Below are 23934 nucleotides of genomic sequence, written 5' to 3'. Positions count from 1 at the left end.
ATCGGCCGCAAGATGCAGATCAGGGCTGGGTGACGCCGCCGGGGGGCGCGATCCGCACCAGCAGGCCGCGATGATCCGAGCCCAGCTTTGGCCGGGTCTCGGCCGCCGCCGCCCAGCCCTGCGGGACCAGCACATGATCAATGGCCATCGGATAGACACCGGCCAGATCGAAGGTCGGCTGCACCGGGCGGACGCGCTCGGTGCCGGTCGCCTGCCCCGCCATCGCCAGCGTCTGCGACCAGGCCACCGAATTGAAATCGCCGCCGATGATGACCGGCCCCGGCAGCGCCGCCATCACCGGGCGCAGCACCGCCATCTGATCGGCTTGACCATAGGGCCAGGGCCAATGCAGATGCACCGCCGCCGCCGTGACCGGACCCAGCGGCGTTTCGACCCGCGCCGAAGCCATCCCCTGATTACCCGCGCAGTTCAGCGCGCTCATCGGCCAGCGTGACATGATCAGCACACCCTCATAAACCCGCGCGGCGCAGCGCAGGCGGTGGGGGTAAAGGTCGGACAGCCCATCGGGCAGGTCGCGGTTCGCGCCAAAAGATTCCTGCAGGAACACCAGATCGGCGCCGCTGGCGCGAATATCGGCGATCAGATCGGCGGGGGTGGGGTTCTTGAACAGGATGTTCTTCTGATAGACGGTCAGCACCGGGCCTTGTGGCGCAGGGGCGGGCATGAACGCCGCCAGCAAGATCGGGCCCAGCCCGACCAGACCCACGATCACCAGCGCCCAGCGCAGCCGCCCCGGCAGCGTCAGCCCCGCCAGCACCACCAGCCCCGCCCAGACCGGACGAAAGACGGCCAGCGAATCGCCCAGCGGATGCAGCGCGCCGCCAAAGCTGGCCAGCAGCGCCAGCAGACCGAAGATCGCCAGTGTCTTGCGCATTCTTGCCCCCGTGTTCTTGCCCGGCCCCCTTCCGACAGCCCCGCGCCACGCACAAGACACCTTGGCGTGAGGACGCGAAAACATGCCTGCGCCCGCGCCCCTTTCGATCGGCAGCCGGGCGCGCTATCCTTGTGCCATGATCCTGCATGGCCCCCTGTCGAACCTTGATCTTGTCGCGCTTGGCTTGCTGGTCCTGGCTTGGCTGGGTGCGGGCTGGGTGATCGAACACCCGCCCGCCAGCCGCCCATCGGTCATGGTGCTGATGCGGCGCTACCGGCGCGAATGGATGCGGCAGTTCGTGACGCGCCAGCCACGCATGTTCGACAGCGCGCTGATCGCAAGTCTGCGGCAGGGGGCGACGTTCTTCGCCTCGACCTCGCTTCTGGCCGTGGGGGGCGCGCTGGCGGTGATCGGCAATCCCGAACGCCTGATGAGCCTGACCGCCGAGCTGCCGATCGACCGCGCCCCGGTGCTTTTGTGGCTGGGCAAGGTGCTGGTCGCGGCGCTGTTTGCCGCCAATGCCTTCCTCAAGTTCGTCTGGTCGCACCGGCTGTTCGGCTATGCCTCGATCACCATGGGCGCGGTCCCGAATGAGGTCACGCCCCAGGCCTATGCCCGCGCCGATCAGGCCGCCGACCTGCTGATCACCGGGGCGCGCAGCTATGAATCCGGGATGCGGTCGGTCTATTTCGGGCTGGCGGCGTTGGTCTGGCTCGCCGGGGCCTGGCCGCTGGTCGCCGCCACGGTGGTCGCCACGCTGGTCCTGCTGCGGCGCGAGTTCGCCTCGGCCTCGCGCCGGGCGCTGATGCATGAGGACCGCCCCTTCTGATGGGGCGGCCCCACAGCGTCCCGCTTACTCGGGCAGCACCCGCACCGCGCCCTTGTCGGCGGAACTGGCGAAAGCCGCATAGGCGCGCAGCGCGGTCGTGACCTGACGCTTGCGCGGCGCGGCGGGTGCCCAACCGGTCTTGTCCTGATCGGCACGGCGGCGCGCCAGTTCGTCATCCCCCACCATCAGCTTGATGCTGCGGGCGGGAATGTCGATCTCGATCCGGTCGCCGTCGCGCACCAGACCGATGGCGCCGCCCTGCGCCGCCTCGGGCGAGCAATGCCCGATCGACAGGCCCGAAGTGCCGCCCGAGAACCGCCCGTCGGTGATCAGCGCGCAGGATTTGCCCAGCCCCTTGGATTTCAGATAGCTGGTCGGATACAGCATTTCCTGCATCCCCGGCCCGCCCTTGGGGCCTTCATAGCGGATCACCACCACGTCGCCCGCCTTGACCCGGCCATTCAGGATGCCATGCACGGCCGCGTCCTGGCTTTCAAAGACAACGGCGGGACCGGCGAAGACCCAGATCGATTCATCGACACCGGCGGTTTTGACGATGCAGCCATCCAGCGCGATATTGCCGCGCAGCACGGCCAGCCCGCCATCCTTGGTGAAGGGCGTCTTGACGCTGCGGATCACGCCGCCGTCGCGGTCCAGATCCAGATCATCCCAGCGCGCCGATTGGCTGAAGGCCACCTGCGTTGGCACGCCCCCGGGTGCGGCACGAAAAAAGTCCTGCACCTCGGGGTCGTTCGTGCGCGAAATGTCCCATTTGTCGATGGCCGCGCCCAGCGTGGCTTCATGCACGGTCGGCGTATCGCGCTGGATCAGCCCGCCCGCGTCAAGCTGCCCCAGGATCGCCATGATGCCCCCGGCGCGGTGCACATCCTCCATATGCACATCCTGCTTGGCGGGTGCGACCTTGGACAGGCAGGGCACCTTGCGCGACAGCCGGTCGATATCTTCCAGCGTGAAGTCGACGCCCCCCTCATGCGCCATTGCCAGGATATGCAGCACGGTATTGGTCGAGCCGCCCATCGCAATATCCAGCGACATGGCATTTTCAAACGCCCGTTTGTTCGCGACATTGCGCGGCAGGATGCTGTCATCGCCCTGCTCATAGTGACGGCGGCACAGATCGACGATGCGCCGCCCGGCCTCCAGAAACAGCCGCTTGCGGTCGGAATGCGTGGCCAGGGTCGAGCCATTGCCGGGCAGCGACAGGCCCAAAGCCTCGGTCAGGCAGTTCATCGAATTGGCGGTGAACATGCCCGAACACGACCCGCAGGTCGGGCAGGCATTGCGTTCGATGGCGGCCACATCGTCGTCGCTGACGCTATCGTCGGCGGCGGCCACCATCGCGTCGACCAGATCCAGCGCATGCGTGCGGCCGTCACCCAACACCACCTTGCCGGCCTCCATCGGCCCGCCCGACACAAAGATCGCCGGGATGTTCAGCCGCATCGCCGCGTTCAACATGCCCGGCGTGATCTTGTCGCAGTTGGAAATGCAGACCATCGCATCGGCGCAATGGGCATTGACCATGTATTCCACGCTGTCGGCGATGATCTCGCGCGAGGGGAGGCTATACAGCATCCCGTCATGGCCCATGGCGATGCCGTCATCGACTGCGATGGTGTTGAACTCTTTGGCGACGCCGCCCGCCGCCTCGATCTCGCGCGCGACCATCTGGCCCAGGTCTTTCAGATGCACATGGCCGGGCACGAACTGGGTAAAGCTGTTGACCACCGCAATAATCGGCTTGCCGAAATCGCCATCCTTCATGCCGGTCGCGCGCCACAGGCCGCGTGCGCCTGCCATGTTGCGGCCGTGGGTGGAGGTGCGGGAACGATAGGCGGGCATGGCAAACCTCATGCGTGAGACGGGCTGTGACGGCCCTGTGGTAACGGCCAGTGAACGGGAAATCCAGAGGCGCCGCGGCCCTAGTCCGCCAGCGCCGGATCGGGAACGGGCCGGGTCAGCGCCGTCAGGTCCGACAGCCGTTCGACCTGCCGCCCCTCGGCGTCGAAGTTCGATGGCACAAGCCAGGCCTGATAGGCAGCCGCGACCGCCGGCCAGTCGTCGTCGGTGATCGCGAACCAGGCACTGTCGCGGTTGCGGCCCTTGACGACCATATGATTGCGAAACAGCCCCTCGAACGAGAAACCCAACCGGGTCGCGGCGCGGCGGCTGGGGATGTTCAGCGCGTTGCATTTCCATTCGACGCGCCGATAGCCCGCCGCAAAGGCCCAGTCGATCATTCGCATCAGCGCCTCGGACGCGGCGGCTTTGCGCTGCATCGCGGGCGAGAGGGCTATATGGCCGATCTCGATCACGCCATGATCGGGGGCGATGCGCAGATAGGCGGCCACGCCAGCGGCCTTGTCGCTGGCCCGGTCGCGGATCGCGTAAAAGAACGGATCGCTCAGCGCCGCCATATCCTCGACCCAGCGGATATAGGCGGGTTCGGACGAAAACGGCCCATAGGGCATGTAATCCCACATCGGCTGATCGGTGCCATTGGCGCGGAACAGGTCATGGGCGTGATCCGGCGACAGCCGTTCCAGCGACATGAAAAGCCCCTCGATCCGCTCGGGACCGGGGGGCGAAGGCGGTGTGAAGTCGGGCAGTTCCCTGCCCAAGTGTCGCTCGCTCATGCCGTGCCCCCTTTTGCTTGGGCGCAGATTGGCACGTGCCGCGCGCGCTGTCAGCCCTTTGACGCGATGTTGACGCGCAACGACAGCTCGCGCAGCTGTTCGTTCGTCGGCTCGCTGGGGGCGTTCATCATCAGATCCTCGGCGCGCTGGTTCATCGGGAACATGATGACCTGGCGGATGTTCACCTCGTCGGCCAGCAGCATCACCACGCGGTCGATCCCCGCCGCGCAACCGCCGTGGGGCGGCGCACCATACTGGAACGCCTTGACCATGCCGCCAAACCGCTTCTCGACCTCATCGCGGCCATAGCCCGCGATTTCAAAGGCGCGGAACATGATTTCGGGCGTGTGGTTGCGGATCGCGCCCGAGATCAGTTCGTAGCCGTTGCAGGCGAGGTCATATTGATAGCCCAGCACCTTCAGCGGGTCGCCCTCCAGCGCGGCCATGCCGCCCTGGGGCATCGAGAACGGGTTGTGGCTGAAGTCGATCTTGCCGTCGTCGGTTTTCTCATACATCGGGAAATCGACGATCCAGGCGAACTTGAACTGCGCCTCGTCGATCAGCCCCAATTCGCGACCAATCTCGGTGCGCGCACGGCCCGCCACGGCCTCGAAGGTCTCGGGTTTGCCGCCAAGGAAGAACACCGCGTCGCCCTCGCCCAGGCCAAGCTGGGCGCGGATCGCCTCGGTCGGGGCCTCGCCCAACGCCTTGGCGATGGGGCCGGCGGCTTCGGTCGAGCCGTCCTCGGCCTTGCGCCAGAAGATATAACCCATCCCCGGCAGACCCTCTTTCTGCGCGAAGGCATTCATCCGGTCGGCAAACTTGCGCGACCCGCCCTTCGGCGCCGGGATGGCGCGCACCTCTGTGCCGTCCTGTTCCAGGAGCTTGGCGAAGATGCCGAAGCCCGAGCCGCGGAAATGGTCGCTGACCACCTGCATCTCGATCGGGTTGCGCAGGTCGGGCTTGTCGGTGCCGTACTTCAGCAGGCTTTCCGCATAGGGGATGCGCGGCCAGTCGGCATCGACGCGGCGGCCATTGCCGAACTCCTCGAAGATGCCCTGAATGACCGGCTGGACAGTGGCGAAGATGTCTTCCTGTTCGACGAACGACATTTCCATGTCGAGCTGATAGAAATCGGTCGGGCTGCGGTCGGCGCGCGGGTCTTCGTCGCGGAAACAGGGCGCGATCTGGAAATACTTGTCGAAGCCCGCCACCATGATCAGCTGCTTGAACTGCTGCGGGGCCTGCGGCAGGGCATAGAACTTGCCCGGATGCAGGCGCGAGGGCACCAGAAAGTCGCGCGCCCCTTCGGGCGAGCTGGCGGTGATGATCGGCGTCTGGAACTCGGTAAAGCCCGCGTTCCACATGCGCTGCCGCATGCTGGCCACGACCTTCGACCGCAGCATGATGTTGTTGTGCAGGCTTTCGCGGCGCAGGTCGAGGAAACGATAGGTCAGCCGGGTTTCCTCGGGGTAATCCAGATCGCCAAAGACCGGCAGCGGCAGTTCCTCGGCCGGGCCAAGCACCTCAAGCGCGGTCGCGTAGACCTCGATCTCGCCGGTGGGGATCTTGGGGTTGATCAGGCTGGCATCGCGCGCCTTCACCCGCCCGTCGATACGGATCACGGTCTCCGCCTTCAGCTTTTCCATCGCGGCAAAGGCCGGGCTGTCGCTATCGGCCAGCACCTGCGTCATGCCGTAATGATCGCGCAGATCGACGAACAGCACGCCGCCGTGATCGCGCACGCGATGCACCCAACCCGACAGCCGCACCGTCTCACCGGCATTGGCCGCAGTCAGCGCCGCACAAGTATGGCTGCGATAGGCGTGCATGATCGTCTCCTGATCCTTGGGTTCGCGCCGATACACCGCGCCAAGCCGCCAAAGTCAAGCGAAGGCGCCCCGCACAGGCTGCGGATGAGTATTTTTGAACAGAAGAAGCGGCGTCTTCTGTTTCCAAATACTCACCTTGGGCGGCCCGCCAAGGGGCGCGCCTTTGGGGTTGCGCCAAGACCCAATCAGCCTATAACCCCCATCAATTTGCGCGCCGCCAGGTTGAGGGAATCCCATGCCGAAAAGAACCGACATCCAGTCCATCCTGATCATCGGCGCCGGTCCCATCGTCATCGGCCAGGCCTGCGAGTTCGACTATTCCGGCGCACAAGCCTGCAAGGCGCTGCGCGAGGAGGGCTACCGCGTCATCCTTGTGAACTCGAACCCCGCGACGATCATGACAGATCCGGGCATGGCCGATGCCACCTATATCGAGCCGATCACCCCCGAGGTCGTCGCCCGGATCATCGAAAAGGAACGTCCCGACGCGCTGTTGCCGACGATGGGCGGGCAGACCGGGCTGAACACCGCGCTGGCGCTGGCCGACATGGGGGTGCTGGAAAAATACGGCGTCGAACTGATCGGCGCCCGGCGCGAGGCCATCGAGATGGCCGAGGATCGCAAGCTGTTCCGCGAGGCGATGGACCGCATCGGGCTGGAAAACCCGCGCGCGACGATCATTTCCGCGCCGAAGCTGGCAAATGGCAAATATGACATCAATGCCGGTGTGGCGCAGGCCATGGCGGAACTGGATGCCATCGGCCTGCCCGCCATCATCCGCCCCGCCTTCACCCTGGGCGGCACCGGCGGCGGCGTCGCCTATAACGCCGATGAATATGAGGCGATCTGCCGGTCGGGTCTGGATGCCAGCCCGGTGGCGCAGATCCTGGTCGATGAATCCCTGCTCGGCTGGAAGGAATATGAGATGGAGGTGGTGCGCGATACCGCCGACAACTCCATCATCATCTGTTCCATCGAAAACGTCGATCCGATGGGCGTGCATACGGGCGATTCGATCACTGTCGCCCCGGCGCTGACGCTGACCGACCGCGAATACCAGATCATGCGCAACGGCAGCATCGCCGTCCTGCGCGAGATCGGCGTTGAAACCGGCGGATCGAACGTGCAATGGGCGATCAACCCCGCCGATGGCCGCATGGTGGTGATCGAGATGAACCCGCGGGTGTCGCGGTCTTCGGCGTTGGCCTCGAAGGCGACCGGCTTCCCCATTGCCAAGATCGCCGCGAAACTGGCCGTCGGTTACACGCTGGATGAGCTGGACAACGACATCACCAAGGTCACGCCCGCCAGTTTCGAGCCGACCATTGATTATGTCGTCACCAAGATCCCGCGCTTTGCGTTCGAGAAGTTCCCCGGATCGAAGCCCGAACTGACCACCGCGATGAAATCCGTGGGCGAGGTCATGGCGATCGGCCGGACCTTCCACGAAAGCCTGCAAAAGGCGCTGGCCAGCATGGAAAACGGCCTGACCGGCCTTGACGAAATCGCCATCCCCGGCGCCAGCGATGAGGGCAAGCCCGCCGTCATCAAGGCGCTGTCGCGCCAGACCCCCGACCGCATCCGTGTCATCGCCGAGGCGATGCGCTTTGGCATGTCCGACGCCGAGATCGGCCAGGCCACCGCCTTTGACCCCTGGTTCCTGGCCCGCATCCGCGAGATCGTGGACGCCGAGGCGCAGATCCGCGACAAGGGCCTGCCCGCCACCGAACCCGCCTTCCGCGCGCTCAAGATGCTGGGCTTTTCCGACGCGCGCCTTGCGCATCTGACCGACCAGCCCGAGGACGCCGTGCGCCGCGCCCGCCGCGCGCTGGACCTGCACCCGGTGTTCAAGCGCATCGACACCTGCGCCGCCGAGTTCGAGGCACAGACCCCCTATATGTATTCGACCTATGAAGCCCCCGCGATGGGCGAAGCCGAATGCGAGGCGCGCCCCTCGGATGCGAAAAAGGTCGTCATCCTGGGCGGCGGTCCGAACCGCATCGGCCAGGGGATCGAGTTCGATTACTGCTGCTGCCACGCCTGTTTCGCGCTGACCGATGCGGGCTATGAGACCATCATGGTCAACTGCAACCCGGAAACGGTCAGTACCGATTACGACACCTCGGATCGCCTCTATTTCGAGCCGCTGACCCTGGAACATGTCCTGGAAATCCTGCGCGTCGAACAGCAGAACGGCACCCTGCACGGCGTCATCGTGCAGTTCGGCGGCCAGACACCGCTGAAACTCGCCAACGCTTTGGAGGCCGAGGGCATCCCGATCCTGGGCACCACGCCCGACGCCATCGACCTGGCCGAAGACCGCGAACGGTTCCAGAAACTGCTGAACGATCTGGGCCTGAAACAGCCGGTCAACGGCATCGCCACCACCCGCGATCAGGCCTTCCAGATCGCCGCCCGCGTCGGCTATCCGCTGGTCATCCGCCCCTCCTACGTTCTTGGCGGCCGCGCGATGGAGATCGTGCGCTCCGACGACCACCTTGACCGCTACATCCGCGAGGCGGTGCAGGTTTCCGGCAAGAACCCGGTGCTGCTGGACAGCTATCTCGCCGGCGCGATCGAGGTTGATGTGGACGCCCTGTCCGACGGCAAGACCGTCCATGTCGCGGGTATCATGCAGCATATCGAGGAAGCGGGCGTGCATTCCGGCGACAGCGCCTGTTCGCTGCCCCCCTATTCGCTGTCGGCTGAGACCGTCGCGGAGCTGAAGCGGCAGACCGAACACATGGCCTTGGCTTTGGGCGTCGTCGGCCTGATGAACGTGCAATTCGCGATCAAGGACGGCACGATCTATGTGCTTGAGGTGAACCCCCGTGCCTCGCGCACCGTGCCCTTCGTCGCCAAGGCCACCGACAGCGCCATCGCCAGCATCGCCGCGCGGCTGATGGCGGGCGAGCCGATGTCGGCCTTCCCCGCGCGCGCGCCCTATCCGGCGGGCGTCGGTCCCGACACGCCCCTGCCCCTTGCCGATCCGCTGACCCTGGCCGATCCGAACACCCCCTGGTTCAGCGTGAAAGAGGCGGTGATGCCCTTCGCCCGCTTCCCCGGCGTCGACACGCTGCTGGGGCCGGAAATGCGCTCGACCGGTGAGGTGATGGGCTGGGATCGCACCTTCCCGCGCGCCTTCCTGAAGGCGCAACTGGGCGCCGGCACGCATCTGCCCGAAGGCGGCCGTGTGTTCATCTCGATCAAGGATGACGACAAGTCTGACCAGCTGGCCGCCGCCGCCCGCGACCTGCGCGCTATGGGCTTCGAGATCGTGGCGACGCGCGGCACCGCCGCATGGCTGACCGAACAGGGCATCCGCGCCGAGGCCGTGAACAAGGTCTATGAGGGGCGCCCGAATATCGTCGACCGGATGAAGAACGGCGATATCGCGCTGGTCTTTAACACCACCGACGGCAGCCAGGCGGTCAGCGACTCGCGCTCGATCCGGTCGGTCGCGCTGATGGACAAGATCCCCTATTTCACCACCGCCGCCGGCGCCATCTGCGCCGTCGCCGCCATGCGGTCGCGCGAGGACGGTGAAATCTGGGTGCGGCCGTTGCAGGCGTGATCGTGCCGAAAGAACGAACGCCCGGTCGATGACCGGGCGTTTTCATTTCAACATAAGAACCTTACAGCCCCGAATAAAGCCCCTCATAGATCGGCACCAAAGTGTCGGTCTCGAACAGCGAACTGACCGAGGTGCCGTTCCAGGTGTTCAGGATCGCCTGGGCGAACATCGGGGCGGTCGGCACGATGCGGATGTTCGGGGCGCCTTTCACGGCCTCGGTGGCCTCGATCGAGTCGGTGATGACCAGCGACTTCATAACCGAATTGGTGATCCGCTCGACCGCCGGGCCGGACAGCACGCCGTGGGTGATATAGGCGTGAACCTCGACCGCGCCGGCCTCGATCAGCACCTCGGCGGCCTTGCACAGGGTGCCTGCGGTGTCGCAGATGTCGTCCACGATGATGCAGGTCTTGCCCGTCACCTCACCGATGACGGTCATGCCTGCGACCTCACCGGCCTTTTCGCGGCGCTTGTCGACAATGGCCAGCGGCGCGCCGATGCGGGTCGCCAGTTCGCGCGCGCGGGCAACCCCGCCGACGTCGGGCGAGACGACCATAACGTCCTGAAGTTTCTCGCGGAAATGGTGCTTGATGTCCAAGGCAAAGACCGGCGCGGCGTACAGGTTGTCCACCGGAATATCGAAGAAGCCCTGGATCTGGGTCGCGTGCAGATCCAGCGTCAGGATCCGGTCGACGCCCGCCTCGGTCAGCAGGTTGGCGACCAGTTTGGCGGAAATCGGGGTGCGGGCCTTGGCGCGGCGATCCTGGCGGGCATAGCCGAAATAGGGGATCACGGCGGTGATGCGATCGGCCGAGGACCGCTTCAGCGCGTCGGTAATGATCAACAATTCCATCAAGTTGTCATTCGCCGGGTTTGAGGTCGGCTGGATGATATACATGTCCTCGCCACGGACGTTTTCGTAAACCTCGACGAAGATTTCCTGATCGTTGAAACGTTCCACGCGCGCATCGACCAGCCCGACATTCATGCCCCGGTGCATCGACATGCGCCGCGCGATCGACTGCGCCAGCGGCCGGTTGGCATTGCCGGAGATCAGCTTGGGTTCGGTCATGGCGGGCATGGGGGGCGTCCTTCCGGGCTGGCCCCGAGGCGGCGTCCGGGGCGGGATTCGCGTGATTGCGCCTGCCTTAGCACCCGGTTAGCCTTGCCGCAAATTGAACGGAGGGTTCGATGCCCCGGATCGACTATTATTTCGCCACGCTGTCGCCATACGCCTATCTGGCGGGGTCGCGTCTGGAACAGATCGCCGCGCGTCATGGCGCGACCATCACCTATAAGCCCATTGATATGATGGCGCTTTTTGATCGCACGGGGGGTGTGCCATTGGCCGCGCGCCACCCTAACCGTGTGGCCTATCGCACACAGGAACTGGCGCGCTGGTCGGCGCATCTGGGACTGCCCCTGAACCTGCGGCCTGCGCATTTTCCCACCAATGCGGCGCCGTCATCCTATGCAATCATCGCGGCGCAGGCGGCGCGGACCAAGGGGGGCGGCGGCGATCTGGGCGGGCTGGTGCAGGGCGTGCTGCGCGCCGTCTGGGCCGAGGATCGCGACATCGCCGACGATGCCGTGCTGCGCGATCTGCTGGCCGCGCATGGCTTTGATCCGGGCCTTGTCGATAGCGGTCTGTTCATCGGGGCCGAGACCTATGGACGCAACCTGGAACAGGCGGTCGATGCGGGTGTGTTCGGCTCACCCTTCTACATCACCGACGACGATGCCCGTTTCTGGGGCCAGGACCGGCTGGATTTCCTTGACGCGCATCTGGCAGCGCGCGGATGAGCGATACGTTGGCAGGCCACCCGACCCGCATCCGTCGCTTTGCGGGCAATGACGACCGTCCGGCCTTGGCGCTGCACTGCATGATGGGCCATTCCGGTGCCTTTCTCGGCATCGCCGAGGCCTTGGCCGATGCGGTGCAGATCACCGCCTTCGACCTGCCCGGCCATGGCGGTGCCGCGCCGTTTGATCCGGCTGCGGGGCTGGATTTGACCACGCTTTGTACGCGGATGGCGGGGGCCGCGATCAGCCGTCCGGTTGATCTGATCGGCCATAGTTTCGGCGCGGTCGTGGCGCTGCGCCTTGCGCTGCGCGCCCCGCAGGCTGTGCGGTCGCTGACCCTGATCGAACCCGTGCTGTTCGCCGCCGCGCAGGGCAGCGCCGCCTTTGCCCAGGCCCGTGACGAGGGGCTGGCGATGCGCGCCCATCTGGACCGGGGCGAGGCCGAGGCCGCCGCCCGCGCCTTCATGGCCCGCTGGGGCGGTGTCGGCGGTTGGGACACCTTGCCCGCCCCGGTGCGGGCGCAATTCACCGCCCAGGTTGCATTGGTCGATGCCACCGGGCCGGATGTCTTCGACGACCGTGGCGGCCTGCTGGCCGAGGGCGGGCTTGAGGCGCTGGACCTGCCGGTGATGCTGATCGCGGGTGCCGACAGCCCGCCGGTGATCGGCGCCATTCAGGACGCCATCGCCGATCGCCTGCCCGATGTCGCGCGCGCGCAGGTGCCGGGTGCGGGGCACATGCTGCCGATCACGCATCCGCTGGTGGTGGCCAATCTGATCCGCCTCAATCTGGACCGCAGCTAGGGGTGGCGGGGGCGGATGCCTCCGGCCGGGATATTTGGAGCAAGAAGAAAGCCCGTCTGGCGCGGCGCGCAGGATTGGGGCAGAAGGCGGCCATGACCGAGGCTTTTCTGAATGTCGTGCAGTCGCTGGGCGGGCGGCGCTGGATCGGGCCGGATGCGCAATCCGACCGCCTGACCGAGGCGATGGCGCAGGCCACGCGCCTTCCCCTGGCGCTGGCGCGGCTGCTGGTGGCGCGCGGTGTCGCGCCCGAGGATGCCGAGGGTTTCCTGCGTCCGTCGCTGCGCGATCTGCTGCCCGACCCCCGCAGCCTGCGCGACATGGAGCAGGCCGCCGCGCGGTTCGTCGCTGCCGTGCAGGCGGGCGAGCCGGTAGCGATTTTCGCGGATTATGATGTGGATGGCGGCGCCTCGGCGGCGCTGCTGATCCATTGGCTGCGCGCCATGGGGCGGCGCGCGACCCTGTATATTCCCGACCGCATCGATGAGGGTTACGGCCCCAATGACGCTGCGATGGCAATGCTGGCGCGCGATCACCGGCTGATCCTGTGCGTCGATTGCGGCACGCTGAGCCACGGTCCGGTGGCGGCCGCCGTGGGCGCGGATGTGGTCATTCTGGATCACCATCTGGGGGCCGAGACGCTGCCCCGCGCTTTGGCCGTGGTGAACCCGAACCGCCAGGATGAGGACGGCACACTTGCGCATCTCTGCGCCGCTTCGGTTGTGTTCCTGATGCTGGTCGAGGCCAACCGGCAGTTGCGGCAGCAGGGCATCGGCGGGCCGGATCTGATGGCGATGCTGGATCTGGTTGCACTGGCCACGGTCGCCGATGTGGCTCCGCTGGTCGGCGTGAACCGGGCCTTCGTGCGGCAGGGGCTGCGGGTGATGGCGGGGCGCGACCGGCCCGGCCTGCGCGCGCTTGCTGATGTGGCGCGGCTGGACCGCGCGCCTGCGGCCTATCATCTGGGCTTTGTGCTGGGGCCGCGCATCAATGCCGGGGGCAGGGTTGGCGCCTGCGATCTGGGCGCGCGTCTGCTGGCCACCGATGATCCCTCGGAAGCCGCGCGGCTGGCGCGCGAGTTGGACAGCCTGAATGAGGATCGCCGCGTGCTGGAGGCCGCCGTGCGCGACGAAGCCATGGCCCAGGCCGAGGCGCGGGGTCTGGATGGTCCACTGGCCTGGGCGGCGGGCGAGGGCTGGCATCCCGGCGTCGTCGGCATCGTCGCCGCGCGTCTGGCCGAGGCGACCCACCGGCCCGCCGTGGTCATCGGGCTGGACGGGGCGGTCGGCAAGGGGTCGGCCCGGTCGGTGCCGGGCGTCGATCTGGGCGCCTGCGTGCATCGGCTGGCCGAGGAAGGCCTGCTGATCAGGGGTGGCGGCCACAAGGCGGCAGCCGGGCTGACCGTCGCGCGCGACGCGCTGGAACCGGCGATGGACCGGCTGGGCGAATTGCTGGCGCGGCAGGGCGCGGGGGCGGCGGGGCCGCGCGATCTGAAGATCGACGGGCTGGTGATGCCGGGCGCGGTCAGCGCCGATCTGATCGAGGCGCTGGATCAGGCCGGCCCCTTTGGCGCCGCTGCCCCCGCGCCGCGCTTTGCGCTGTCGCGGCTAGCCGTCACCAGCTGGCGCGGGATGGGCGAACAGCATCTGTCGATTCGCCTGGCCCAGCCCGGTGCCGGCCCGACGATCGAGGCAGTCGCCTTCAACATCGTCGGCACACCCGTGGCGCAGGCGCTGACCAGTGGCGGCGCAGGGCTGTTTCACGTCGCCGGGCGGCTGGAAATCAACAGTTGGGGCGGGCGAAACACCCCGCGTCTGCGCCTGGACGATGCTGCCATCGCCATGTGAATTTTTCGCAAAAAACCGCTTGCAGAGGTCGCGCGAAGCCCCTAAATACCGCCCCACGCCAGCCAAGGCTGGTACGCGGAAACGCACAGTGGCCCGTTCGTCTATCGGTTAGGACGTCAGGTTTTCAACCTGAAAAGAGGGGTTCGACTCCCCTACGGGCTGCCACCATACTTCCCCACGCGTCCCAGATCGAACACAAGCCCTTGAATTGCAGGGGTGCCGCGTTTCATACATCCCAATGTTTGCCTATAATATTTCGGCGTTTATGGTCTTAAAATACGGTCTGTCCAGCCTAGCCCAGACCGCAGGGAAAGCCATGCCCCTTACGAGCGGATAAATATTCTCACGTGGCAACTCATGCGCCTGGTGCCGCCGATAGCGCGGAGCATCAAGGCTTCGCGGCGAGCGGGGGCTACGTCGAGACCGGCACATCCGTTTCCGCCAGTGCAGTCTTGTAAGCGTTCAACGCATCAACGAAGGCCAGCGCGGCGTTGGCATCCGATACCATGTACTCCTCGGTCACGCCCGTCTGGGACCGAAAGGCTATTTGCCCATAGAGGCAGATCGGGATTTGATAGTTCTCCTTGAACCGGCGATCCGGCGCGCCGTCCTTGTTCGTTTTTGCCCACGTGTGACCGACAACCTTCGCATCGCGAGGGACGCCCTCAGCCTCGTGGAATCTCACCCCCTCAACGCTAACCTGCAACTCCCGTATATCGATCAAAGCGAACAACCCGTCGGCACGTGGGATGACCGCTACGCCGGGGTAAATCAGAATGTCGTCGCCGTTCACATTCTCGAAACGCATTGCTCGTCCCGAAAACTGGATCAGGTCAGTTGAGCTAAACTCGAACGTCACTGGGCGCCTGTCGACGGTTCGGTTGGCAAGGGTGCGCTCCACGAACTGGTTCGTAGACCTGTCAGCCGTTACGTCCCATTTCCTTTCGCTCAGCCTCAGCGCGTCGAACGCACGAACCATTGACGAGTAGGCGCGTTGGGCAGCGTCGCCTGCTTCGAACGTCACCGCGATCTTGGTATTGTCCTGCCAGCTCGCAAGCCGGGCCACCTCTGCCTTTGTCACAGGCAGCTCCGCTTCCAGCTCGGCAATCCGTCTTTTGTAGAACCAACGGAACAAGCTCCCCTTGCGTCGGGTCAGTTCCCCTTGCTGCTTCGCTTCTTCTTCTCGCGCGTCTCTTAGATCAACTTTCACCTGCGCGTGCTGTTCACGTGCCTTCGCAATCAGGTCGCGCAGGGACATCAGCGAGGTGCTTGTCAGCACCTCCACCGAGGCGCTGGCAATCTCATTCATGCCTGCCTGCGGCATGTAGACCTTCGCAGAGGCAGGGCTATTTCCTGCCGCAGGGCTTTCGACCGGCGTCGGCATGAAACTGGCCGGGGTAGGTTCAGGCTGTGGTGACGGGCTTCCGCCTTGCCCGAACGGCATGACCAAGGCGCTGTATGAAAGCCCGGTGCCCGGCGCCCCGACTGTAGCCCGGACCCCTTGCCGTCCGATGTTTACGGTCGCGCCGGGGATGCCGATGCTCGTGCTGATGCCACGCTTTCCAACGTTGATTCGAACGCCGGGGAACAGTGTAAATGTCTGCCTGAAACGAAGTGTCATGTCACAACCTCAGAGATTCTCGGATCACCCTAGCCGGGTTCAGCCTCCGATGCGACAGAGCTAACTCGACCTCGCGCCGGGTTTGCGGGTTGTGAAGCCAGTCCACTGTGGTTTTCAGCGACAAGAAGGAGCTTTCGACGGCCGGATTGTTGCGGCAGCACCGTCAAACAGCAAGACCAAGCACCTAGCCGATCCGAGATTTTATGGTCCATCTTATGGTTCGAACCGAATCTTCCGCTTTACTTTCAATGATGAAAAGGCCCCTACGGGCTGCCACATCTCTCCAAATGACACTGCTGCCGCACAGGTCTCAGCCCGCCTGATCCTGCCCCATCCATGCCTCCACCCCGGCGCGGGCGGCGGTGCGGAGGTGGCGGAAGCGGTCGCCGCCCAGATGCGTGCCGCCGAACCAGCGGGTGACGATGACGACATGGCCGTGCAGGCCCGCCGCCTCAAGCTCGGCGCGCAGGATGGGCCAGGCGCCGGCCTCGCCATCATCATCGCCGATCGGTTCGCCGGTGGGCGTCAGCAGCGCCCAACTGTGATGGGTAGCGCGGCGGAACTTGCCCTTGCGGCAGAGTTCCGCAACCACCGCCTGCGCCTGGGCGCGGGTGGCCGCAGGGGCGACGGTCACCGCATAGCGCGATCCGCGATCGGACAGCAGCTTGTCCAGCACCAGCACCGACTACAGCCGGTTGCCCGCGCGCAATTGCCGGACGACCTCGCGCACCGCGTCGACGCGGCGGGCATTCGAAGGGTGCGTGCCCAGGAAATGATCGCCGGGGTCGGGCACGCGGGCAAAGAACACCGCGCCCCGCTCGGGATCGAAGCCACCGTTGAAGGCAATCACGGCGCCCAACTGGTCGGCCTGCAATTCCCAATCCTTCGCATAGGCGCGCGCGCCGACGGTCGAGCCGATCTCGCGCGCCGCACCGGCGGCCAGACCGCCCGCCCCCGCGACCGAGGCGATCGCCCCCGCCACCAGCCCACCCGCCATCGAGATCCGCTCTTTCTGGTCCAGATGGCCCAGGATGTGATGCGCGGCCTCGTGCCCCATCACAAAGGCCATTTCATCGGCGTTGCGGGCCTCGGCGATCAGCGGCAGGTTGAACCCAATGATCGGCCGACCCGAGGCATCGCGGGTCTGAAAGGCGTTCGGGCTTTGGCCGGGACGGTCATCCACCACGATGTCGTAATCGCAGTTCATCCGGCCGCCGGTGCGGGCCAGGCATTCGCGTTCGATCTGCGGCTCCATCCGCCGGGCGACCGCGACAAAGTTGCGCGCGGCGCTGCGGCTGTCCAGCGGCGGGGCGTTCAGCGTCGGCGGGGGCGTGCCGGGGGCTGCGGTCGCGGGCGGCATGTCTGTGGCCGGTTCGACCACCACGGGCACGCCACATGCCGTCAGCGCCAGCAGCGCCGCCAAAGTCAAACCGAACCGCCCCAAGGTCTTGCCCTGCATCGCCATCATCCTTGTCACCTGCCCCTGTTGCCGGGGTCTCGGCGCGACCATGCCACAGCCTTTCCGCCACGAAAAGATGGACGAATGTCCGGCCCGGTCACGACCGCGCCGCCGGGCGCTTGCGATCATGCCCCGGCGCACCTATCTGTTGCCCATGTTCACCATCGAGCACAATTTCGACGCCAGCGTCATCACCCTTGTCGATGAAGTCGACGGCGACGAGCCGTTGATGGAGGACGTCATCATCCGCAGCTATGAGGACCGGATCGAGGTCGAGCAATTCGACCCCGCCACTGGCGAGGTGATGCTGGTGATGCTGTCGATGGCGCAACTGAACGAATTGCGCCTGGCGCTGGACCTGCCCGAGGGATCCTATCGCCTGTCGCCGCGCCCTGCCGCGAAGGGCGACTAATCCAGCCGGAATACCTTGTCACGCCCCGTCGCTCCGCGCAGCAGGCTGAGACGCGACTTCGGCACGCCAAGGGTGCGGGCCAGCAGGTCGGTGACGGCGGCATTGGCCTTGCCGCCCTCGGGTGTGGCTGTCACGCCAATGCGGATGGTGCCGTCACCGTCGCGCGCAATCGCGTCGCGCGCGGCATTCGGGGTGACGCGCAGCGCGAATGTCGCCCCGCTCACCGCCAGATCCGCCCATGCGCCGCGCTTGACGATTGCCACCTCTGGTCCCCCCGTGCTTGCGGCGCTAACCTGCCCGGCGATGAAGGAGCTGTCCAGATGACCGATCACCCCCTGCCCCCCGATGACGCCGCGATGGCCTTTCTGCTACGCCGCCGGTCGCACCCGCCCGCGACGCTGCGCGACCCGGCCCCCGATGCCGAGACGCTGCACCGGCTGCTGACGGCAGCGACCCGCGTGCCCGACCATGGCAAGCTGGAGCCGTGGCGCTTTATCGTCATTGAGGGACCGGCGCGCGAGCGGCTGGCCGAACAGGCGCGCCAGACGGCGGACCGGCTGGGGATCGACCCCGCCAAGGCCGCCAAGGGGATCGCGGCCTTCACCGACACGCCGATGATCGTGGCGGTGATCGCCAGCCCCAAGGTCAGCGACAAGATCCCGGTGATCGAACAGACGCTGTCGGCGGGCGCGGTCTGCCTGGGGCTGGTGAATGCGGCGCTTGCCTCGGGCTTCGGGGCCTGCTGGCTGACCGGCTGGGCGGCCAGCGACATGGACTTCGCAACCGAGGCCCTGGGTCTGGCCGATCACGAATGGGTCGCCGGGATGATCCATCTGGGCACGCCCTCGGCGGTGTCACCCGACCGGCCGCGCCCGGATGTTGCCAGCCTGATCCGCTATCTTTGAAGCCGGTTGAACCAGTCGATATCGGCCAAGGTCACCCGCCCCGACACGATCACCGCCGCGATCGCCGCCCACAGCAGGGTGGCGATCACGGTGGTCCAGATCGCCTTGCGTCGGATCTGCGCGTCGGCAGGCGCCGATCGCGGCGTGCCGGGAACCACCGCCCCGACCTCATCCTGGGTTTTCAGGCGGATCGGCAGGATCACGAACAGGACCATGAACCAGACCACGGCATAAAGCACGATCGCGCCGGTCAGGTTCATCAGACCTGCTCCAGCTCGATCAGGCAGCCGTTGAAATCCTTGGGATGAAGGAACAGCACGGGCTTGCCATGGGCGCCGATCTTCGGCTCACCGCTGCCCAGAACGCGCGCGCCCTCGGCCTTCAGCCGGTCGCGTGCGGCGATGATGTCGTCGACCTCGAAGCACATGTGGTGGATCCCGCCCGAGGGGTTCTTGTCCAGAAACCCCTGGATCGGGCTGTTGTCGCCCAACGGATACAGCAGTTCGACCTTGGTGTTGGGCAGTTCGATGAACACCACCGTCACGCCGTGATCGGGTTCGTCCTGCGGGTCGCGCACGACCGCGCCCAGCGTGTTGCGATACTGGTCGGCCGCGGCGGTCAGGTCCGGCACGGCGATGGCGACATGGTTCAGGCGTCCGATCATGGTCATCTCCTTGGCTGGTTCCTGCATAACACCCCGCCGCCTTCGCGCAAGCGCGTTAACCAAGCCTTAGGCATTGCGGGCGTTAACTGCGCGCAGGGGCCGACACGCGGCCGATTCGGGACAAGGATATGACGATGCGCGAACAGATGCAGGACATGTCGGCGCCGACCTTGGCGCTGAACCGGGTGATGGCGATGGGGATGGCTGGCCGACCGCTGTCCGGGCTGACCGTTCTGGTGGTCGAGGATAGCCGCTATGCGTCCGAGGCGGTGCGGCTTTTGTGCCTGCGGTCGGGCGCGCGGATTCGGCGCGCGGATTGCCTGCGTTCGGCGCAGCGCCATCTTGCGACCTATCGCCCGGCGGTGGTGATCGTCGACATGGGCCTTCCGGATGGGTCGGGGGCCGATCTGATCGCCCAGATCGCGCGGATGCAGCCGAAGGTGCCGGTGGTGCTGGCGACCTCTGGCGACCCGGACCAGCAGGCTGTGGCACTGGCTGCCGGGGCGCAGGCGTTTCTGCCCAAGCCGATCGCCGGGCTTGCGGCGTTTCAGCAGATGATCCTGGCGCTGCTGCCTGACGAGGCCCGCCCGCTTGGCCTGCGGCTGATCGAGGATGACATCGTCCACCCCGACGCCGAGGCGCTGCGCGACGATCTGGCACATGTCGCCGATGTGCTGTCGGCCGCGCCCGACACGGCGGCGTTGGACTACATCGCGCAATTCCTGGCCGGTGTGGCGCGAACGGCGCGCGATGACGTGCTGGAACAGGCAGCCCGCGCGCTGAGTGCCGATCACCACGCCGGACGCGCCCTGGCCCCGGACCTGGCCCGGATCAGCGGGCTGGTGCAGGATCGTCTGGCCGCAGGGGGGCAGGCTTACTGAAGGGGTGTCGCGCGCGGTTCGCGGTGCGGTCGGCGCTGTCCCGGTCGGCGGGGTGCGGTGTGGATCGGTGCTGCGCAGTCAAGGCAAGGCCCGTGCAGGCGGCGGCCAAGGCATCCTGGGCCGCGGGCGGCGCAGCATATGGATCTGCGCAGGCAGGATGGCCAATAGGAAGGCGGCTGCCCTTGATGCGAGGGCCGAAGGCGCAGCACTCGCCTCCGCCAGCTTGCGTCCGCAATTGGTCAGGTCAGCCGATTGTGCGGTGACCATCTGCTGCGGGCGGCAATCGTCGATGGCGCAACGGCATGGCGAACTCGCGGGCTGGCGCGCTCACCATGCCTGGCAATGCCGCTGCTGCGGGCAACTGGCGTGTCGATTCATCTGACGCATGGAATCCTGCCGATCCTTCGGGGGCGACTGCTTGCCCGCCCCCATTCAGATCCGCGCAGCGACGACCTCGATCTTAGTTGCCGGACGGCGCCGCGGCGGATGTCGGCGCAGCCGCGGCTTTTGCCAAGGCGGGCCGAATGTCCGAGGCGATGCTGCGTTCGGTCAGCGGCCCGGAATAGCGGGTGATGACGGTCCCGTCGCCCGCGATCACAAAGGTTTCCGGCACCCCTGTAATACCCCATTCCAACGCGCCACGCCCATCGATGGCCGACAGACCGGCATAGGGATTGCCCAGCTCGGCCAGGAAGGCTTCGGCCTTGGCGGGGTCATCCTTGTAATTGATCCCATAGATCGTCAGCCCCTCGGCCGCCAAGGCGGTCAGGGCGGGGTGTTCGACGCGACACGGCCCGCACCAGCTTGCCCAGAAGTTGACCAGCTTGACCGTGCCATCGCGCAGCACCGCATCGGTGACCGTCGGATGTGCGCCCAGCGGCGTCACCGCCAGCGTCGGCGCCATGCGCCCGGCATAGGCCGTGGGCATCGCATTCGGATCCTCGCGGCCCATACCCCAGACGAACAACCCTGCAAGCGCCGCGAAAATCAGCGGCGGGGCCAGCATCAACGGCGACACCTTAGCCATGGCGCACCCCCTGCCCCGCAGCCCGACTCGCGGCCAGATGGCGCGCCTCTTGCGCGGCAAGGGCGCGGCGCACACGGGCCGCGCGGATCAGCGACAGCGCCACCAGCCCCAGGATCAACAGGATCGAGATCGCATAGGCCCACAGCACCGGCCCGGCATATTTTCCCAGATCTGGCAGCATCAACCCATCCTTTCGCGCGCTTCCAGCGCCTTCAGGCGGCGCAGGCGGATTTCGGTGCGGGTACGGATCAGCACCAGGGTGACGAACAGAAGGCCGAAACCGATCATCGTCAGATATAGCGGATAGCGATAAACCGCGCTCATCCGCTCACCCGGTGCAAGAGACAGGCTGGCGCCTTGGTGAAGGCCCTGGTTCCAGAACAGCACCGCATAGCGCGACAGGATCGCAAAGACCGAGCCGACAAGGCAGAGCACCGCCGTCAGATCAGCAGCGGTATCGGGATTCTCGATCGCTTCCCACAGGGCGATATAGCCGAGGTAGAACAGGAACAGGATCAGGAAACTGGTCAGACGTGGATCCCATTCCCACCAGGTGCCCCACATCGGCTGACCCCAGATCGCCCCGGTGATCAGCGCGATCGTCGTCATCACGATGCCGACCGGCGCGGCGGCGCGCGCGGCCAGCGCGCTGACATGGTGACGCCGCACGACCCAGATCAGCGACGTGACCAGCATCATCGCCCAGATGTTGATCGCCATCATCGCGGCTGGCACATGGATATAGATGATCTTGACGGTCGATCCCTGCTTGTAATCGTCCGGGGTCAGGAAAAAACCCCAGAACAGCCCGCCCAGAAGGGCGGCCAAAGCGGCAATCGTGACCCAGGGCAGCAACAGCCCCGAGGTCTGCATGAACTTTTTCGGGTTGGCATATTCCCAGATCGACATGGTGACTTGCTACTGTCCTTGGCTGGCCCGCTCAAGAGCTATCACAGGGCTTTCATAGATACCTTAGCGCAGATTGACGCGGAGCGCGGCGGCGGCGGCAAAGGGGACCAGGGCGACAACCCCGGCGGTAATCCCCGCCAGCAGCGCAAGCGGCGTGGTGACGTCGCCCCCGACCATGCCGCGCCGCACCAGTTCCGAGCCAAAGATCAGCGTCGGCACATAAAGCGGCAGCACCAAAAGCGACATCAGCAGCCCGCCGCGCCGCAGCCCGACCGTCAGCGCCGCGCCAAAGGCACCCAGCACCGACAGCGCCGGTGTGCCGACCGCGAGCGCGATGGTCAGCCACCAGGCCCCCGGTCCGGTCAGATGCAGCAAGATGCCAAACACCGGCGCCGCCATCACCAGCGGCAGGCCGGTGGTCAACCAATGCGCCAGCGCCTTGACCGTCACCGCCCCCTCAAGCGGCAGCGGCGATGTCGCCAACAGGTCCAGCGAGCCATCCTCCCAATCCAGCGCAAAGATGCGGTCGAGCGACAGAAGGCAGGCAAGCAGCGCCCCCAGCCACAGGATGCCCGGCGCGATGCGCGCCAGGATCCCGCCTTCGGGTCCAACACCAAAGGGCACCAGCGTGGTGACGATCAGGAAGAACGCCAGCCCCAGGCCAAAGCCGCCACCGGCGCGGACGGCAAGGCGAAGGTCGCGGATCAGCAGCGCGATCATGCCAAGCCCCCGGCCTGGGTGGAGCGTGCGGAATGCGTGTTTGGGCAAGAAAGAATGGCTGCTTCTTCCTTGTTCAAATACGCAAGAGGCAACGGTCCTGTCACAGGAAGGCCTCATCAAATGCGCCTTTCAGGCCGCCCTGTTCCGGCGCGCGGGCGCGGAAGGGGGCAAGGTCCAGAAGGCTGGCCTGCGGCAGGCCCAGGTCGATATGGGTGGCCATCAACGCGGCGCCGCCACGATCCAGATGTGCGCCGACCGCCGCGCCGAACAGCGCGACCGAGGCGGCATCCAGCGACACGGTGGGTTCGTCCAGCACCCAGACCGGGCGGCCGGTGACCAGCAGACGCGCAAGGCCCAGGCGGCGCTTTTGACCTGCCGACAGCGCCGCAGCCGGACGCGCGGCCAAGGCGCGCAGGTTCATCGCGTCCAACGCCCCCTGCACCGTGGCCTCATCCGTGCCAAAGACCGCAGCCCAGAAGCGCAGGTTCTCGGTCACGCTCAGCGCAGCCTTCAGCCCGTCGGCATGGCCGGCATAGGCGATGGCATCCGTCCCGCCCGTCACCTGCCCCGCGCGCGGCGGTTGCAGACCGGCGACGGTGCGCAGCAAGGTTGTCTTGCCAATGCCGTTCGGGCCGCGAAGGATCACAGCCTGACCGGGGTGCAGCGCAAGGTTCAGCCGCTCCAGCACGGTCACCCCGCCACGGTCGACGGCCAGATCGTGCAGGGTCAGCAGCGCGGTCATCCGGCAACCGGCAGCAGCGCGCAGGCGACGCTGCGATCCTCGGACAGCAGCACGTTATAGGTGCGCGCGGCAGAGGGCGTGGACATCGCCTCAACCCGCACACCGGCATCGTCCAGCGCCTCGGCCAGGCCCTGAGGCGGATGGGCGATGTCGGCGCCCATGCCCAGGAACAGCAGGTCAACCCGGTCGGCAAGCGCCATCAAAGCGGCGCGATCATCAAGCCCGGCCCAGGGCTGCACACCATCTGGCGTGACGATCACCGGGCCGCGATGGACCGCGCCGCCGACCCGGAAGAAGCCCGGACCGTAGCCGTCCACCGGCACGCGATTGCCATATTCGGCCTCGGTCAGCGGCATC

25 protein-coding genes and 1 tRNA gene are annotated in these 23934 nt (G+C 66.3%); 9 read left to right on the top strand and 17 right to left on the bottom strand.

The features are described from left to right. Window positions 1-19: 19 nt before the first annotated feature. Window positions 20-895 carry an endonuclease/exonuclease/phosphatase family protein gene (locus ACEYYA_RS02060; RefSeq protein ID WP_374797054.1) on the bottom strand — a complete coding sequence of 292 codons (876 nt, stop codon included), beginning with the start codon at window positions 893-895 and terminating at the stop codon, window positions 20-22. 136 nt (window positions 896-1031) lie between these two features. Between ACEYYA_RS02060 and ACEYYA_RS02055 the strand changes: the two genes are divergently transcribed. Further along, complete coding sequence (locus ACEYYA_RS02055; RefSeq protein ID WP_374797052.1) at window positions 1032-1724, top strand: DUF599 domain-containing protein; 693 nt, start codon at window positions 1032-1034, stop codon at window positions 1722-1724. Window positions 1725-1748: 24 nt separating this feature from the next. On the opposite strand, the gene ilvD is transcribed toward ACEYYA_RS02055, so the two are convergent. The 3 genes from ilvD to aspS form a co-directional block, all read right to left on the bottom strand. Continuing rightward, the gene (gene ilvD / locus ACEYYA_RS02050; RefSeq protein ID WP_374797050.1) at window positions 1749-3587 is read right to left on the bottom strand and encodes a dihydroxy-acid dehydratase; all 1839 of its coding nucleotides are present in this window, start codon (window positions 3585-3587) and stop codon (window positions 1749-1751) included. A gap of 80 nt (window positions 3588-3667) precedes the next feature. Next, a complete protein-coding gene (locus ACEYYA_RS02045) occupies window positions 3668-4381 on the bottom strand; it encodes a GNAT family N-acetyltransferase (RefSeq protein ID WP_374797048.1) in 714 nt (237 codons plus the stop codon). Between the two features lie 50 nt (window positions 4382-4431). Next, window positions 4432-6213, bottom strand: a complete 1782-nt coding sequence (gene aspS, locus ACEYYA_RS02040; protein WP_374797046.1) for an aspartate--tRNA ligase — start codon at window positions 6211-6213, stop codon at window positions 4432-4434. A 235-nt stretch (window positions 6214-6448) separates the two neighbouring features. Here aspS and carB point away from each other — a divergent pair, with 235 nt between their 5' ends. Continuing rightward, a complete protein-coding gene (gene carB, locus ACEYYA_RS02035; protein ID WP_374797044.1) occupies window positions 6449-9787 on the top strand; it encodes a carbamoyl-phosphate synthase large subunit in 3339 nt (1112 codons plus the stop codon). 61 nt (window positions 9788-9848) lie between these two features. Here carB and ACEYYA_RS02030 read toward each other — a convergent pair whose 3' ends face one another. Then, window positions 9849-10868 (bottom strand): ribose-phosphate pyrophosphokinase, encoded by a 1020-nt coding sequence (locus ACEYYA_RS02030; protein WP_374797042.1) that lies wholly within the window; start codon window positions 10866-10868, stop codon window positions 9849-9851. 110 nt (window positions 10869-10978) lie between these two features. On the opposite strand from ACEYYA_RS02030, the gene ACEYYA_RS02025 reads away from it, so the two are divergent. The 4 genes from ACEYYA_RS02025 (at window position 10979) to ACEYYA_RS02010 (ending at window position 14402) form a co-directional block, all read left to right on the top strand. After that, window positions 10979-11590, top strand: a complete 612-nt coding sequence (locus ACEYYA_RS02025; RefSeq protein WP_374797040.1) for a 2-hydroxychromene-2-carboxylate isomerase — start codon at window positions 10979-10981, stop codon at window positions 11588-11590. Continuing rightward, complete coding sequence (locus ACEYYA_RS02020; RefSeq protein WP_374797038.1) at window positions 11587-12393, top strand: alpha/beta fold hydrolase; 807 nt, start codon at window positions 11587-11589, stop codon at window positions 12391-12393. Before ACEYYA_RS02025 ends, ACEYYA_RS02020 begins: the two co-directional genes overlap by 4 nt. A 92-nt stretch (window positions 12394-12485) precedes the next feature. Continuing rightward, window positions 12486-14237, top strand: a complete 1752-nt coding sequence (gene recJ, locus ACEYYA_RS02015; protein ID WP_374797036.1) for a single-stranded-DNA-specific exonuclease RecJ — start codon at window positions 12486-12488, stop codon at window positions 14235-14237. 90 nt (window positions 14238-14327) lie between these two features. Beyond that, a tRNA-Glu gene (locus ACEYYA_RS02010) sits at window positions 14328-14402 on the top strand. A gap of 247 nt (window positions 14403-14649) precedes the next feature. On the opposite strand, the gene ACEYYA_RS02005 is transcribed toward ACEYYA_RS02010, so the two are convergent. From ACEYYA_RS02005 to ACEYYA_RS01995, 3 genes are all read right to left on the bottom strand, one after another. Next, entirely contained in the window at window positions 14650-15858 is a 1209-nt protein-coding gene (locus tag ACEYYA_RS02005; RefSeq protein WP_374797034.1) for a DUF4236 domain-containing protein, read from the bottom strand. 310 nt (window positions 15859-16168) lie between these two features. Next, entirely contained in the window at window positions 16169-16534 is a 366-nt protein-coding gene (locus tag ACEYYA_RS02000; protein WP_374797032.1) for a YigZ family protein, read from the bottom strand. A 9-nt stretch (window positions 16535-16543) separates the two neighbouring features. Then, entirely contained in the window at window positions 16544-17317 is a 774-nt protein-coding gene (locus ACEYYA_RS01995) for a M48 family metallopeptidase (RefSeq protein WP_374797030.1), read from the bottom strand. 154 nt (window positions 17318-17471) lie between these two features. Here ACEYYA_RS01995 and ACEYYA_RS01990 point away from each other — a divergent pair, with 154 nt between their 5' ends. Then, the gene (locus tag ACEYYA_RS01990; RefSeq protein WP_374797402.1) at window positions 17472-17729 is read left to right on the top strand and encodes a hypothetical protein; all 258 of its coding nucleotides are present in this window, start codon (window positions 17472-17474) and stop codon (window positions 17727-17729) included. On the opposite strand, the gene ACEYYA_RS01985 is transcribed toward ACEYYA_RS01990, so the two are convergent. Beyond that, window positions 17726-17986, bottom strand: coding sequence for a DUF167 domain-containing protein (locus ACEYYA_RS01985; protein WP_459253765.1), 261 nt, complete (start codon window positions 17984-17986; stop codon window positions 17726-17728). The genes ACEYYA_RS01990 and ACEYYA_RS01985 overlap by 4 nt on opposite strands. Before the next feature lie 63 nt (window positions 17987-18049). Here ACEYYA_RS01985 and ACEYYA_RS01980 point away from each other — a divergent pair, with 63 nt between their 5' ends. Further along, window positions 18050-18634, top strand: coding sequence for a nitroreductase family protein (locus tag ACEYYA_RS01980; RefSeq protein WP_374797026.1), 585 nt, complete (start codon window positions 18050-18052; stop codon window positions 18632-18634). Here the strand turns inward: ACEYYA_RS01980 and ACEYYA_RS01975 are convergent. Beyond that, window positions 18625-18894: a DUF1467 family protein gene (locus ACEYYA_RS01975; protein ID WP_374797024.1), complete on the bottom strand. Its 270-nt coding sequence runs from the start codon at window positions 18892-18894 to the stop codon at window positions 18625-18627. The genes ACEYYA_RS01980 and ACEYYA_RS01975 overlap by 10 nt on opposite strands. Continuing rightward, window positions 18894-19298 carry a methylmalonyl-CoA epimerase gene (gene mce / locus ACEYYA_RS01970; RefSeq protein WP_374797022.1) on the bottom strand — a complete coding sequence of 135 codons (405 nt, stop codon included), beginning with the start codon at window positions 19296-19298 and terminating at the stop codon, window positions 18894-18896. The genes ACEYYA_RS01975 and mce overlap by 1 nt, the downstream gene beginning before the upstream one ends. A gap of 155 nt (window positions 19299-19453) precedes the next feature. Here mce and ACEYYA_RS01965 point away from each other — a divergent pair, with 155 nt between their 5' ends. Next, window positions 19454-20179 carry a response regulator gene (locus ACEYYA_RS01965; RefSeq protein WP_374797400.1) on the top strand — a complete coding sequence of 242 codons (726 nt, stop codon included), beginning with the start codon at window positions 19454-19456 and terminating at the stop codon, window positions 20177-20179. A gap of 460 nt (window positions 20180-20639) precedes the next feature. Here the strand turns inward: ACEYYA_RS01965 and ACEYYA_RS01960 are convergent, their stop codons facing one another. From ACEYYA_RS01960 to ACEYYA_RS01935, 6 genes are all read right to left on the bottom strand, one after another. Next, window positions 20640-21206, bottom strand: a complete 567-nt coding sequence (locus ACEYYA_RS01960; RefSeq protein ID WP_374797020.1) for a DsbE family thiol:disulfide interchange protein — start codon at window positions 21204-21206, stop codon at window positions 20640-20642. After that, window positions 21199-21387 (bottom strand): heme exporter protein CcmD, encoded by a 189-nt coding sequence (gene ccmD / locus ACEYYA_RS01955; protein ID WP_374797018.1) that lies wholly within the window; start codon window positions 21385-21387, stop codon window positions 21199-21201. The genes ACEYYA_RS01960 and ccmD overlap by 8 nt, the downstream gene beginning before the upstream one ends. After that, window positions 21387-22115: a heme ABC transporter permease gene (locus tag ACEYYA_RS01950; RefSeq protein WP_374797016.1), complete on the bottom strand. Its 729-nt coding sequence runs from the start codon at window positions 22113-22115 to the stop codon at window positions 21387-21389. Before ACEYYA_RS01950 ends, ccmD begins: the two co-directional genes overlap by 1 nt. A 63-nt stretch (window positions 22116-22178) precedes the next feature. Next, window positions 22179-22835 (bottom strand): heme exporter protein CcmB, encoded by a 657-nt coding sequence (gene ccmB / locus ACEYYA_RS01945; RefSeq protein WP_374797014.1) that lies wholly within the window; start codon window positions 22833-22835, stop codon window positions 22179-22181. 100 nt (window positions 22836-22935) lie between these two features. Beyond that, on the bottom strand, window positions 22936-23577 hold the full coding sequence (gene ccmA, locus ACEYYA_RS01940; protein WP_374797012.1) for a heme ABC exporter ATP-binding protein CcmA: 642 nt from the start codon (window positions 23575-23577) through the stop codon (window positions 22936-22938). Continuing rightward, the gene (locus ACEYYA_RS01935) at window positions 23574-23933 is read right to left on the bottom strand and encodes an Mth938-like domain-containing protein (protein ID WP_374797010.1); all 360 of its coding nucleotides are present in this window, start codon (window positions 23931-23933) and stop codon (window positions 23574-23576) included. Before ACEYYA_RS01935 ends, ccmA begins: the two co-directional genes overlap by 4 nt. Between the last annotated feature and the right edge of the window lies 1 nt (window position 23934).

This window comes from Paracoccus zhouxuedongae, assembly GCF_041927815.1.
Classification (GTDB): Bacteria; Pseudomonadota; Alphaproteobacteria; order Rhodobacterales; family Rhodobacteraceae; genus Paracoccus.
The sequence above is the reverse complement of the archived record's forward strand: the minus strand, read 5'-3'. Positions and strand labels throughout refer to the sequence as shown.

What these genes read in the sequence shown, in the direction of transcription:
- ACEYYA_RS02060 (WP_374797054.1), bottom strand. Translation starts at nt 895, where the DNA reads ATGCGCAAGACACTGGCGATCTTCGGTCTGCTGGCGCTGCTGGCCAGC.
- ccmB (WP_374797014.1), bottom strand. Translation starts at nt 22,835, where the DNA reads ATGATCGCGCTGCTGATCCGCGACCTTCGCCTTGCCGTCCGCGCCGGT.
- recJ (WP_374797036.1), top strand. Translation starts at nt 12,486, where the DNA reads ATGACCGAGGCTTTTCTGAATGTCGTGCAGTCGCTGGGCGGGCGGCGC.
- ACEYYA_RS02045 (WP_374797048.1), bottom strand. Translation starts at nt 4,381, where the DNA reads ATGAGCGAGCGACACTTGGGCAGGGAACTGCCCGACTTCACACCGCCT.
- ACEYYA_RS01995 (WP_374797030.1), bottom strand. Translation starts at nt 17,317, where the DNA reads ATGCAGGGCAAGACCTTGGGGCGGTTCGGTTTGACTTTGGCGGCGCTG.
- ilvD (WP_374797050.1), bottom strand. Translation starts at nt 3,587, where the DNA reads ATGCCCGCCTATCGTTCCCGCACCTCCACCCACGGCCGCAACATGGCA.
- mce (WP_374797022.1), bottom strand. Translation starts at nt 19,298, where the DNA reads ATGATCGGACGCCTGAACCATGTCGCCATCGCCGTGCCGGACCTGACC.
- ACEYYA_RS01935 (WP_374797010.1), bottom strand. Translation starts at nt 23,933, where the DNA reads ATGCCGCTGACCGAGGCCGAATATGGCAATCGCGTGCCGGTGGACGGC.
- ACEYYA_RS01960 (WP_374797020.1), bottom strand. Translation starts at nt 21,206, where the DNA reads ATGGCTAAGGTGTCGCCGTTGATGCTGGCCCCGCCGCTGATTTTCGCG.
- aspS (WP_374797046.1), bottom strand. Translation starts at nt 6,213, where the DNA reads ATGCACGCCTATCGCAGCCATACTTGTGCGGCGCTGACTGCGGCCAAT.
- ccmA (WP_374797012.1), bottom strand. Translation starts at nt 23,577, where the DNA reads ATGACCGCGCTGCTGACCCTGCACGATCTGGCCGTCGACCGTGGCGGG.
- ACEYYA_RS01950 (WP_374797016.1), bottom strand. Translation starts at nt 22,115, where the DNA reads ATGTCGATCTGGGAATATGCCAACCCGAAAAAGTTCATGCAGACCTCG.
- ccmD (WP_374797018.1), bottom strand. Translation starts at nt 21,387, where the DNA reads ATGCTGCCAGATCTGGGAAAATATGCCGGGCCGGTGCTGTGGGCCTAT.
- ACEYYA_RS02030 (WP_374797042.1), bottom strand. Translation starts at nt 10,868, where the DNA reads ATGCCCGCCATGACCGAACCCAAGCTGATCTCCGGCAATGCCAACCGG.
- ACEYYA_RS01980 (WP_374797026.1), top strand. Translation starts at nt 18,050, where the DNA reads ATGACCGATCACCCCCTGCCCCCCGATGACGCCGCGATGGCCTTTCTG.
- ACEYYA_RS02020 (WP_374797038.1), top strand. Translation starts at nt 11,587, where the DNA reads ATGAGCGATACGTTGGCAGGCCACCCGACCCGCATCCGTCGCTTTGCG.
- carB (WP_374797044.1), top strand. Translation starts at nt 6,449, where the DNA reads ATGCCGAAAAGAACCGACATCCAGTCCATCCTGATCATCGGCGCCGGT.
- ACEYYA_RS01975 (WP_374797024.1), bottom strand. Translation starts at nt 18,894, where the DNA reads ATGAACCTGACCGGCGCGATCGTGCTTTATGCCGTGGTCTGGTTCATG.
- ACEYYA_RS02025 (WP_374797040.1), top strand. Translation starts at nt 10,979, where the DNA reads ATGCCCCGGATCGACTATTATTTCGCCACGCTGTCGCCATACGCCTAT.
- ACEYYA_RS01965 (WP_374797400.1), top strand. Translation starts at nt 19,454, where the DNA reads ATGTCGGCGCCGACCTTGGCGCTGAACCGGGTGATGGCGATGGGGATG.
- ACEYYA_RS02055 (WP_374797052.1), top strand. Translation starts at nt 1,032, where the DNA reads ATGATCCTGCATGGCCCCCTGTCGAACCTTGATCTTGTCGCGCTTGGC.
- ACEYYA_RS01990 (WP_374797402.1), top strand. Translation starts at nt 17,472, where the DNA reads ATGTTCACCATCGAGCACAATTTCGACGCCAGCGTCATCACCCTTGTC.
- ACEYYA_RS02005 (WP_374797034.1), bottom strand. Translation starts at nt 15,858, where the DNA reads ATGACACTTCGTTTCAGGCAGACATTTACACTGTTCCCCGGCGTTCGA.